The following is an 11,266-nucleotide window of genomic DNA, read 5'->3' as shown; positions in this document are numbered from 1 at the left end:
ATACCATAATGGAACTTTATCATCCATTTTAGAAAATACTATAGCATCAGCTCTGTTTCTGCAATGCTTACAAATTCTGGCCCAGGATTTAGTAACCTAATAGGTCCTTCAGGTAATTATTCCTCCTTTAGTGGTGGAGTAAAGCTATTTCTATCGTTTTTGATGCTGCTTGGCAGGCTTGAAATATTGCCAATTTATTTTTGTATAGGTAGTTTATACTGGAAACTTTGCCATTCCAGAGTGTAACGCTAATTCAGGTTTACATTTAAATTCTATTACATATTATTATAAGTATTACAAAACTTTAAAGGACAATTATGGCAGTTATGCCAGATAAATGGATAAGGGAAAAGGCTGAAAACTCTAGAATGATAGAGCCTTTTGTGAATCATAAAAGCAGTAAGGGTGTTGTATCTTTCGGATTATCATCTTATGGCTATGATGCAAGAGTTAGTAATAAGTTTAAGATTTTTACTAATGTTAATTCAGCTATTGTAGACCCCAAGAATTTTTCTGAGAATAGTTTCATAGATAAGGAAACAGATGTATGTATAATCCCACCAAATAGTTTTGTACTCGCCAGCACGGTGGAATATTTTCGTATACCAAGGAATGTACTGGTAATTTGTGTTGGTAAATCAACTTATGCAAGATGTGGTATTATAGTAAACGTTACACCTTTAGAGCCTGGATGGGAAGGTCACGTCACACTTGAATTCTCTAACACTACTCCACTTCCTGCAAAAATTTACGCTAATGAAGGAGCATGCCAATTTGTGTTTTTAAGCGGCGAAAGTGAGTGTGAGAAGTCATATGATGATATGAAAGGAAAATATATGAATCAACATGGTATCACTTTGCCGTTAGTTAAGTGATTACTTTAGATAAAGCTAGATATTGATTTTTTGTATTGAAGATTAGCAAAATTTTCTTTTATTAGTTCATCGCATTTTTTATCACCTAAAACTGCACGTGCAGAGTGATCTTTAAATGATTCTATAAAGCTAATAAAGAAATTTGTAGAAGGATTACTTAAAGCTTTTACAACTTCTTTTTTTTCTTCATCATTGGCAAGCTGATTAAATAATTCTTCACCTTTTTTTTGTAGCTCATTTTGAAATTCTTGTTTTACAGTAGCCTTATCCGCTCTTTGCAAGAAGAAAAACTCTTCAAAAGTGTACAAGGAAGAGACAATACTGTTAAAGGTACCAGTAAAACATGCACTGCCAACAAGTACTCCATATTCTGTTTGCGATTCTACTAAATGTTTAACCAGTTGATATTTTCTCTGTGATATGCGGGTATTAATATCTATATTATTATCAGTACTTTTTTTATTTTTATCCTTACAAGCTTTCCAAACCAAACTTAAAACTTGCTTCAATCTTAATCCACTTCCACTATGTGAATTAGGGTCATTTTTTATACGCTTTAGGCACTCAAGTGCATGTTTTTTCTCATCTGATGTGAGTTGATCTTTATCTACAGCTTTTTGTATGCCATTTGCTATGCACTCTAACTGATCAATAAATCCTTCTATTTCCTTTATAAACTTATCATCAACATCAGGCTCGCCATAGTTTTCTTTTAGCTTTTGAACGTTAATATTAATTGCATCATTTACATTAGTATCATGCGTTGTTTGTGGGATACGCGCTGCCTCCATAAATGCTTCAGTTCTTTGCTCTAACCATTCTGGTAATTTGCCTCCTGCAAAAAGATATAGCTTACTCAATGCTTGAGCGACTAGAGTTAATGCTAGAACAAGAACAATAGATGCTATTAGTAATACTACAGCTAAACCAATGACTAGCCACCTCACAGGGGCTAGTAAAATATCTCTTAATTTTGACGTTCTTTGTATGTTACCTGGTGTATTTACTACTACTGGCATAATTAATTTTAAATAGTCTCACTATCGTCAATATATTATATTTCTCTTATTTTTTCAACTCACATTTCTACTTCTGTACTTTTTCATTCTTTCGTCTAATTATTATAGATGCATTTCTTTATTAATTGATATCCTCTCAAGCAGCTAACACTGATTGCATTCGCCTAGTTACAAAATAATGTCTGTGCTAAAACATGCTCATATATAGCTCTTTTTCTAATAGTTCGAACAGGTGGATATTCTTTCTGGCTCAATTTTTTATAACAGACCAATGGTTTGATTAAAATCAGGAGAATATGGAGGCAGATATATAACTTCAGCACTAACACTTTTAACAAATTCACTTATTTTCTATGAAAAGTTGCATTATCCAAAATCACCCAGCAAAAAGCTTGAACCAGCTATTAAAAACGTCTGTATCGCAGTAGCTTTTAAAAATCATAGGCGCCATAATTTTTCCCTTATTCAAAGCTGCAATCATACAATACGCTGACTTTTGTGTTATCAATTCCAGATTAGTCGATATATACAAGAATTTCAGTGTTTTTTGTTGCTATGAGTTTTTTAAGCTCAGCACGTTTTTTCTGCGTCCTTAAATAGTCCTAATTTTAATTTGTTTTAAGTTTAAAGTCTTTCGTTAGGTTTGCAGAATACATTTCCTTATTATCTTGGTTATAGAAAGTAAATTTGTGATCGTCTAAACCTAATATTGCAAAGCCAAAGCCGAAAAAGTTTCTAACTTCGTGTGCTAAGTAATTTCTACTATTTGGATAGTTAAATTCTACGTTTTGATAAACAGGTTCTTGATCTTGAGCGTGTAATAATGCACCGCCGTTTCCAACTATAATCTGATCTGGAACATTATCCATTAATAAAATCTGGGCTATATGAATGTGGCCAGAAACTATGGTAGTAACATTGCTTGGAAATTTATCTCCAAAAGCTTCAATTTGTGTAAGATTACCATGGCTTTTTAATGTCAAAAATTCTTTTTTTGGAGATCTCCAAAGCGGTTTATGAGTCAAAAACCACGTGGGCTTATCTTGTATCAATTTATCAAACTGCCTCTCAAAAGCATCAACTGTGCTTTGGGTTGTAAAAATTTCCTCACCGGATGAAGAGTCGAAGATAAAAAACTTCATCGGCCCAGCATCTAAGAACCAACTGGAAATAAGATCTTCACATTTTTGAGGGAAAAAGGGGTATGAATCTAAATATCTGAACCATCCTTCATAAGCTCTATTACAACTCTCATGATTTCCACGAACAAAAAGAAAAGGAGATTGTGTTAAAATATCTTTTGCAGGCTCAAACCAATCAGCGTACCAAGCTTCTTTGCTATATCCATAAATATCGCCGCACTTTTTTGTGTTTCTACATTTTGTTTGTCTATAATGATAATCACCAACATGGATAATTAAATCTGGTTTATGAAAAGCGATTGAATCTAAATTTTTTTTCAAAGGCCAGTTATCTACAGAATTACATTCTTGCTGAAATAACATATTTATTCTACATCCTGTATCGCCAATGAAGGCAATTTTGCTGATCTTTTCCGCTAATACGGGAACTTTTATATTGTCAATACTAATTTTTTGAGCATTTGTTTCTACTATCAGTTCACAAACTGTTTCGGTATTGTTAATTGAGCTGCGACTTAGCATTTCTACTGCCTTATTATCGACGTAAGCAATGGGACACATGTTATTGTCTATAATCGCACGTATGCTTAATTTATTTTCTGGAATGATTTGAGACCATGTGTACAATATTTGTGCATGAGTGGAGTAAAAGCTAATTGTAAGAGATAGAATTAAAAAAATGAAGATATTAGCTATTTTCATTTGTGTAAAGACCTAAATTAAGAATTAGTAGTAAGATTATCTTAAATGATTAAAGTTTGTAACCATAAAATTCATAGTTAAATTATACAGGCATTTCCTAAATTATCCTAGTATCAGATTGACACTTTAGATGAAAAATCCTAAAATGATTAAGTAATTTAAAGTAATTATATAGAAACTAGAATAAAGTGCGGTCGTGGTGGAATTGGTAGACACGCAGCGTTGAGGTCGCTGTGGCTCACAAAGCCTTGGAAGTTCAAGTCTTCTCGACCGCACCAAGTTGTTTTGGTGTAGGTGAAATGTTTATAGGAAATCAAAGTAGAAATAAAGTAGAAAGGGCCATCAGTGAAGTCAGGCGTGGTCTTCCAATTTTAATATATGATGATGAAAATAACTATCTATTGCTTGCTGCTGCTGAAACTTTAGAAAAAAATTTATTTAGTCAATATAAGCTTATATCAGGTAATGTGTATGTTACTTTGACTGCAAGTAAGGTAAAATACATATGTCAGAGTAAAGAACATAGTAGCAAACGTCTATTGATAAGCAATTTTGATGAACTGCTCCATTTAATAAACTGTTCAAAGGAAGATAGCATAAAAGAGTTGCAATGCTCAAAGACAATAGATGCGTATGCTGTTGCCTTGCTTAAGTTCTCAGAATTATTGCCATACGCGTTAGTGGCTGATATGACTTTTGAGAATAAACATGAAATGCGAAATTGGTGTGAAGAAAATGACATTATTGCACTAAATACATTACTTGTGAATGATTTTCAACAAAATCATAGTGTGTATGAAGTGTGCAAAACATCATTATTTTTAAAACAGACTCAAGAAGTAGATATCATATCTTATAGAACCAAAAGTGGCGGAAGAGAACATTATGCAATTATCATTGGCAATCCAGATAAAGATAATGAGCCATTAGTGAGAATTCATTCTTCATGCTATACAGGAGACTTATTAGACAGCTTATCATGTGATTGCAGAAGCCAGTTACATCAAGCGATTCAAATAATGACCGACTTTGGGAATGGCATTATATTATACTTGATGCAAGATGGGAGAGGCATTGGTTTAACTAATAAGTTAAGAGCATACAGTATGCAAAGAAAATATAATCTTGATACTGTTGATGCAAATAGAGTATTGGGTTTTGAAGATGATGAAAGGAGCTTTGCTGTTGCAGCTAAAATACTTAAGAAATTGGACATTAACAAAATACAATTACTTACAAACAATGGTAGAAAGTTATCAGAGTTGAAAAATAACGGTATAGAAGTTACAAAGTGTATACCACTTATTATGGAACGCAATGAATATAATGATTCATATATGGAAACAAAATTTGGCAAGTTAGGCCATGGATTAAGGGTTTATTAGCTTTTTTGTTATAACTACTTTGTTAGCTTGCTATGTTAATTAATATAAGTTAAGATTTTTAAGAATATTGAGATGCTGAAATTTTTAAAACAAGAAAAAAGTAATGAGTCATTGGATAAGGATATAAATTGGAATTCAAGTCGCTATAGCACAGTTGTTGCTCAGAGAAATACTTTACTTTTATTTACATTAATATTACTAGTTGCAATTTCTGTAAGCATATTGGCTATATTTAAAATTAGCACAAGTAGCACTATTGAGCCATTCGTTATAGAAATTGACAAAAAGTCAGGAATAGTGCAATTGGTTGATCCTGTTACAGTAAAACAATATTCTGCAAATGAAACGCTGAACGATTATTTTATTTCAGAGTATATAAAAGCAAGGGAGGTTTTTGACCCATATAATTATAATTATAATTATTATACAAAAGTAAGGTTGTTTTCTTCGCCTAGTGTATATAGTGAATTTAGCAATTATATAAAATCGCAGAATATGAATGACCTTTTTAATTTATATTCAGATGCTAAAGGTGAGTTGAAAATTCGTTCAATTCAAAAATTAGGTAACGATGCTCTTCAAGTGAGATTTTCTATAGAATTTACACGAAAAGATGGAAATTCCTCAAGGAAAAATAAGATAGTTGTGATGTCGTATAAATATGCATCGCTTGAAATGAATGATCAGCAAAGATATATTAACCCGTTAGGGTTTCAAGTTATTTCATATAGAGTAGATGATGAATATGTGTAGGATATTGTTAGTTTTAGCTTTACTAATAAGTGGCAACTTAAATGCATCTATTAATAATAAACCTATTTCTGTAGATAGTAGAATAAAGACTTTTGTATATAGCCCTAATGAGGTGTTTACAGTAATTTTTAGTCAAGGTTACTATTCTTATATTGAGTTTGCAGAAGGGGAAAAAGTCAAAAATATTGCTGTTGGTGATGCATCAAGTTGGAAAATTAATCCTTATGATAATAAACTGCTTGTCATGCCATTTGAAGTCAGTAGTCGCACTAACATGATTATTACGACAACTAAAAAAAGAAATTACATTTTTGATCTAATTTCAAGACCAAATTACGATAAATACCCAGATACTGATGCTAAAAAAGTGGATCATGATTATTCCGTTGAAAAGGATATATCTTACGTAATACGTTTTTATTATCCTCAAGAAGAAGATGAATTTGATGTTGATTTAGATGAGGTTTCTTTACCTACTCAAATGCAATACATTACAGAAAAGCCAGAAAAAATAATACAAGAAAATAATACGAGGTACAACTATACATATATTGATGAAGGTGGTAACGTAGATATAGTTCCAATTGAGTTATTCGATGATGGTTATTTAACCTATTTAAAGTTTAGAAATAGTAATAAAATTCCTCAGATTTTTATAGAAGGCGAATCCTGTAAAAGGCTGTTATTTGATGATTATGTTGTAATAAAAGGAGTGCATAAAAAGCTATTAATGCGTTATGAAGGTAGTGAAGTTGAAGTTATAAATAGGTCACTTTAGTTGTGGTACATATAATATGAGTAAAGAAAGGCATAATAGTGTAGAAGATGAATCAGAGATAGAAAGCAAGGTAGTAACAGTTGGCTCTAATCAAGGTTATAAGGCATTGATGATAGTTATGGTAGCGCTCTTAGTTGGTGGAGTGTACTATCTTTATTTTAGTCCTTCTAATAAAGAGGGTCCAGAGATTGTTAAAAAAGAGGAAACAAAGCAAAACATTCAAGAATTGAGAGGAAAGTTAGAACAAGTTCCAGATAATGCAATAGTTTCCGAAAGAGTAGTAACTGATCTCTTGCCACCCTTACCTCCTCTTCCTATTCCACAAGTCATACCAGAAGTAAAACAAATCAAAAAAGAGGAAGTGACAAAAAAAGAAGAGCAACTAAAAGAAATTCCCTTGTCAAATATACCTGTTTTACCAAAGCAAAATTTTCCTTCTGGTAATGTTATTAGCAATTTGCCTACTTCATTTCCTACAATAGGGGGTGGCGGTTATCCTAGAGACAGACGTAGTGCACAAATGTTAGCAATTTCAGGTAGTAGTGGGGAAGGTAAAGCTACAGATGCTGTTTTATCCAATACCTCAGCACAATCGAGCAAAGCTACCAAAGCTGGAAAGCTTGGTTTAATGATTATTCAAGGTAAAGTTATTGACGCTATTCTTGAAACTGCAATAAGTTCTGACTTACAAGGAATGCTCCGTGCTGTTGTTAGTAGAGACGTTTATGCAGAAACTGGTGATACAATTTTAATACCAAAAGGTTCAAGGTTAATAGGTGGTTATTCATTCGACTCAAATGTTGCAAAAGCCCGCGTGAACATAAATTGGAATAGGATCATTCTTCCTCATGGTATAGATGTTGCTATTTCATCATCTGGTACCGATGAGCTTGGAAGGGCAGGGATAGCTGGAATAGTTGATAATAAAATAGCAAGTGCATTATTCTCTTCAGTCGCACTTGCTGGTGTTTCGATTGGTTCAGCTATTATAGGACAAAAGGCTTCTAATATTGTCGATGTGTTAACTGTTATGGACGCAGCAAAATCTATCATTGGCACTGAAATAGACATTTTCTCTTTCAAAGAAGTGATTGTAAGTGGATTGGGGGAAGGTGATATTAAAACAGCAATTAAAGCCGTTAAAAAAGAAGAATGGAAATTAGGTCCTAGAGCTATTAGTAGAATTCAAGATGCTTCTAGCGAGCAAAATTTATTTGAGATCATGAAAGAAGAGATCGCGAAGGTTCTAAGCACAGCACTTGCAGGTCAAAAAGTTACTGAAGAGGATATCCCTATTACTTTAGAAGATGTGAAGGCATTATTAAAGCAAATTCAGAAAAAAAGTAAGTCAGTTTATGAAAGTGCAATTGAAAAATCAATTAATGATTTTTCCAAAGACATGCGAGATATAGTTGATAGGAGTGTAGATAAAAAACCAACTATTTATGTTAATCAAGGAACTGCATTGAAAGTATTTGTTAACCAAGATATAGTATTTCCTCCACAGTCAATATTAAATAACTGAAATGAACTATGCTGCACTTGATACATACTTGGAGCCATTACAAGGGATATTTCAAGAGGAAGGTGTAAATGAAATATCAATAAATAAACCGAAGGAAGTATGGATTGAAAATCGCGGTGAAATAAGATGCGAAAAGTTAGAAATATTTGATCTTAATCATTTAAAATCTCTTAGCAGGTTGATTGCTCAAGCTACAGAACAAAAACTGAGCGAAGAGACACCGCTGCTTTCAGCTACATTACCAAATGGTTATCGTATACAGATAGTGTTTCCTCCAGCATGTGAGCCTGATAAAGTAGTCATTTCAATTCGTAAACCTTCTTCTATGCAATTGGCATTGGATGATTATGAAAAAATGGGGGCTTTTTCTGAAACTGTTATAGGAGTGACCGATAATCCAGTAGATCGTCACCTAGATTTGCTACTGAAACAAAAAAAAATAAAAGAGTTTTTAGAATATGCTGTAATAAGTAAGAAAAATATCATAATTAGTGGTGGAACTTCTACTGGTAAAACCACTTTTACTAATGCTACTTTGCGTGCTATTCCATCTGAAGAAAGAATTATTACTGTTGAAGATGCAAGAGAGATAGTTTTGAATGATCATCCCAATAAAGTCCATTTAATTTCTTCTAAAGGAGGGCAAGGCAGGGCAAAAGTGACCACTCAAGATTTGATAGAGGCATGTTTACGTTTAAGACCAGATAGAATAATAGTTGGTGAGCTGCGTGGAGCAGAAGCTTTTAGTTTTCTTAGAGCAATAAACACTGGCCACCCAGGGTCAATATCAACTCTTCATGCGGATAGTCCGGCAATGGCTCTTGAGCAAATAAAACTTATGGTTATGCAAGCAAATCTTGGAATTCCCCCAGATCAGATCATACCATACATTAGAAATGTAATTGACATTGTTATTCAACTCAAAAGGACCAGTGGTGGAAAAAGAAGCATTTCTGAAATATTATTTACTAGATCTTCAAATGAAAATACTTAAATTTATACGTAAGTTAAGAAAAAGTAGTTTATGAGTAATGGAAATCACCTACGCAATATTCTCATAGGAGGTGTAGTATCTTTTAGCATACTTGAATTTTGCTTCTATTTGTCTGGTATATTATTCTACCTATTTGTTGACGGTCCAGATGGTGTAGATTTTAGAGCAATTAATCCTAGCTTGACACCTTTTCCTCAAGCTCTCTGGCCGACAATTTTTGATCATATACAATATTGTTGGCATCATCCAGAGCTATATAGCTTTGAGCTCAAAATTAAATTAGTTGTATCTTCTCTACTGCCTCAAATTGTTTTGATGATTATTTTGTGGAATGTGAGAGAAAGACTAATTGAGTGGCGGCCATTTAAAAAGAAAGAATCACTTCATGGAGATTCACAGTGGGCATCAGAGAAAGACGTACGAAAAGCGGGATTAAGAAGCAAAAAAGGTCTATTGCTTGGTAAAGATAAGAGAGGATATTTTATTGCTGATGGGTTTCAGCATGCATTGCTCTTTGCACCTACAGGCTCTGGTAAAGGTGTTGGTTTTGTAATTCCTAATTTGTTATTTTGGAATGATTCGGTAATTGTGCATGATATAAAATTAGAAAACTATGAAATAACAAGTGGTTGGCGAGAGCGACAAGGACAAAAAGTATATGTATGGAACCCAGCGCAGCCAGATGGGGTAAGCCATTGTTATAATCCACTGGAATGGATTAGTGAAAAACCTGGACAGATGGTTGACGATGTGCAAAAAATAGCTAACCTAATCATGCCTGAACAAGATTTTTGGCAAAACGAAGCAAGAAGCTTATTTGTTGGGGTGGTACTATATTTACTTGCTGCACCAGAGAAAGTTAAATCTTTTGGTGAGGTTGTGCGTACGATGCGTAGCGATGACGTAGTTTACAATCTTGCTGTAGTTTTGGACACAATGGGTAAAATAATACATCCGGTAGCGTATATGAACATTGCAGCTTTTTTGCAAAAGGCTGACAAAGAAAGATCAGGTGTTGTGTCAACTATGAACTCGTCGCTTGAATTGTGGGCAAACCCATTGATCGATACTGCAACTGCATCAAGTGATTTTAATATTTTGGATTTTAAAAAGAAGAAAACTACAGTTTATGTTGGTTTAACTCCTGATAACTTAACTAGGCTCAGGCCTTTAATGCAGGTTTTTTACCAACAGGCAACTGAGTTTTTATGTAGAAAATTGCCATCGGATGACGAGCCTTACGGCGTATTATTTTTAATGGATGAGTTTCCAACACTTGGAAAAATGGAGCAATTTCAAACGGGCATCGCATACTTTCGTGGCTATCGAGTAAGGTTATTTTTAATTGTTCAAGATACTGAACAGCTTAAAGGAATATATGAAGAAGCAGGAATGAACTCCTTTTTATCAAACTCAACCTATAGAATAACTTTTGCAGCCAATAATATTGAAACGGCTAATTTGATATCTCAGCTTATAGGAAACAAAACTGTACAACAAGAATCATTAAACAAACCTAAATTTTTAGACTTGAATCCTGCATCAAGATCATTGCATATCTCTGAAACACAGAGAGCATTGCTCTTACCTCAAGAAATTATTATGCTGCCACGTGATGATCAAATAATTTTGATAGAGTCGACTTATCCAATTAAGTCAAAGAAAATTTTGTACTATAGTGATAGCACATTCACAAGGAGGCTGATTAAACCAACACGTGTGCCTACACAAGAGCCATATGATCCAAACAAGGTCTTTTCTGCTGCTAACAAAGATAAGATTAGTAATGAAGAAGAGAGTAATGCTATTGAAGCTGCTGATTATCCTGTTGAAGCTAAAACTGAAGATGCAATATACGATGAGCCAGAGATTGAAGATGGGTTTGAAGACGAGGATATTGATGATAAGTTTGAAGGTGGTGATGGGTTTGATGATGAGGAAGACGATGATGGGTTTGATGATGAAGACGGTAAGGATGAATTTGACGATGATGAATTTGAAGATGAGGACAAACTAGACGGCAATAAAATCGAGGATAGAGGTTAATTTTGGGAACGTTCAAAAAAGTGTGTCAAACCGAAAAAAAAGTAATA

The 11,266-nt window shown here is 33.6% G+C and carries 9 protein-coding genes, 1 tRNA gene and 2 pseudogenes; 9 read left to right on the top strand and 3 right to left on the bottom strand.

Translation table 11 applies throughout. The features are described from left to right. Positions 1–42: 42 nt before the first annotated feature. Together JR312_RS03885 and dcd are read left to right on the top strand one after the other, a co-directional pair. Positions 43–246: pseudogene (locus JR312_RS03885) on the top strand (TrkH family potassium uptake protein); the annotation flags it as partial. A gap of 71 nt (positions 247–317) precedes the next feature. Then, entirely contained in the window at positions 318–875 is a 558-nt protein-coding gene (dcd, locus tag JR312_RS03880; RefSeq protein WP_006012513.1) for a dCTP deaminase, read from the top strand. A gap of 5 nt (positions 876–880) precedes the next feature. On the opposite strand, the gene JR312_RS03875 is transcribed toward dcd, so the two are convergent. From JR312_RS03875 to JR312_RS03865, 3 genes and pseudogenes are all read right to left on the bottom strand, one after another. Then, complete coding sequence (locus tag JR312_RS03875; RefSeq protein WP_416647780.1) at positions 881–1,894, bottom strand: hypothetical protein; 1,014 nt, start codon at positions 1,892–1,894, stop codon at positions 881–883. Between the two features lie 253 nt (positions 1,895–2,147). Further along, positions 2,148–2,487, bottom strand: a pseudogene (locus tag JR312_RS03870) (transposase); the annotation flags it as partial. 15 nt (positions 2,488–2,502) lie between these two features. Beyond that, the gene (locus JR312_RS03865; RefSeq protein ID WP_416647779.1) at positions 2,503–3,738 is read right to left on the bottom strand and encodes a metallophosphoesterase family protein; all 1,236 of its coding nucleotides are present in this window, start codon (positions 3,736–3,738) and stop codon (positions 2,503–2,505) included. A gap of 190 nt (positions 3,739–3,928) precedes the next feature. Between JR312_RS03865 and JR312_RS03860 the strand changes: the two genes are divergently transcribed. The 7 genes from JR312_RS03860 to JR312_RS03830 all read left to right on the top strand — a co-directional run bounded on the left by JR312_RS03860 (position 3,929) and on the right by JR312_RS03830 (position 11,219). Beyond that, positions 3,929–4,016: transfer RNA gene (locus tag JR312_RS03860), tRNA-Leu, on the top strand. 21 nt (positions 4,017–4,037) lie between these two features. After that, positions 4,038–5,123, top strand: coding sequence for a GTP cyclohydrolase II (locus JR312_RS03855; protein WP_416647778.1), 1,086 nt, complete (start codon positions 4,038–4,040; stop codon positions 5,121–5,123). Between the two features lie 72 nt (positions 5,124–5,195). Then, positions 5,196–5,876: a VirB8 family type IV secretion system protein gene (locus tag JR312_RS03850; RefSeq protein ID WP_006012531.1), complete on the top strand. Its 681-nt coding sequence runs from the start codon at positions 5,196–5,198 to the stop codon at positions 5,874–5,876. Then, positions 5,863–6,654: a P-type conjugative transfer protein VirB9 gene (gene virB9 / locus JR312_RS03845; RefSeq protein ID WP_019236950.1), complete on the top strand. Its 792-nt coding sequence runs from the start codon at positions 5,863–5,865 to the stop codon at positions 6,652–6,654. Before JR312_RS03850 ends, virB9 begins: the two co-directional genes overlap by 14 nt. Positions 6,655–6,670: 16 nt before the next feature. After that, on the top strand, positions 6,671–8,179 hold the full coding sequence (locus JR312_RS03840) for a TrbI/VirB10 family protein (RefSeq protein WP_416647777.1): 1,509 nt from the start codon (positions 6,671–6,673) through the stop codon (positions 8,177–8,179). Position 8,180: 1 nt separating this feature from the next. After that, entirely contained in the window at positions 8,181–9,173 is a 993-nt protein-coding gene (gene virB11, locus JR312_RS03835) for a P-type DNA transfer ATPase VirB11 (RefSeq protein ID WP_264330526.1), read from the top strand. 30 nt (positions 9,174–9,203) lie between these two features. Further along, positions 9,204–11,219: a type IV secretory system conjugative DNA transfer family protein gene (locus JR312_RS03830; RefSeq protein ID WP_416647776.1), complete on the top strand. Its 2,016-nt coding sequence runs from the start codon at positions 9,204–9,206 to the stop codon at positions 11,217–11,219. Positions 11,220–11,266: the final 47 nt, after the last annotated feature.

Origin of the sequence: Wolbachia endosymbiont of Nasonia giraulti (assembly GCF_048054155.1) — a bacterium.
GTDB classification, from domain to species: domain Bacteria; phylum Pseudomonadota; class Alphaproteobacteria; order Rickettsiales; family Anaplasmataceae; genus Wolbachia; species Wolbachia pipientis_C.
Note: the sequence above shows the minus strand (reverse complement) of the source record. Positions and strands in the feature narration are given on the sequence as shown.

What these genes read in the sequence shown, in the direction of transcription:
- dcd (WP_006012513.1), top strand. Translation starts at nt 318, where the DNA reads ATGGCAGTTATGCCAGATAAATGGATAAGGGAAAAGGCTGAAAACTCT.
- JR312_RS03875 (WP_416647780.1), bottom strand. Translation starts at nt 1,894, where the DNA reads ATGCCAGTAGTAGTAAATACACCAGGTAACATACAAAGAACGTCAAAA.
- JR312_RS03865 (WP_416647779.1), bottom strand. Translation starts at nt 3,738, where the DNA reads ATGAAAATAGCTAATATCTTCATTTTTTTAATTCTATCTCTTACAATT.
- JR312_RS03855 (WP_416647778.1), top strand. Translation starts at nt 4,038, where the DNA reads ATGTTTATAGGAAATCAAAGTAGAAATAAAGTAGAAAGGGCCATCAGT.
- JR312_RS03850 (WP_006012531.1), top strand. Translation starts at nt 5,196, where the DNA reads ATGCTGAAATTTTTAAAACAAGAAAAAAGTAATGAGTCATTGGATAAG.
- virB9 (WP_019236950.1), top strand. Translation starts at nt 5,863, where the DNA reads ATGAATATGTGTAGGATATTGTTAGTTTTAGCTTTACTAATAAGTGGC.
- JR312_RS03840 (WP_416647777.1), top strand. Translation starts at nt 6,671, where the DNA reads ATGAGTAAAGAAAGGCATAATAGTGTAGAAGATGAATCAGAGATAGAA.
- virB11 (WP_264330526.1), top strand. Translation starts at nt 8,181, where the DNA reads ATGAACTATGCTGCACTTGATACATACTTGGAGCCATTACAAGGGATA.
- JR312_RS03830 (WP_416647776.1), top strand. Translation starts at nt 9,204, where the DNA reads ATGAGTAATGGAAATCACCTACGCAATATTCTCATAGGAGGTGTAGTA.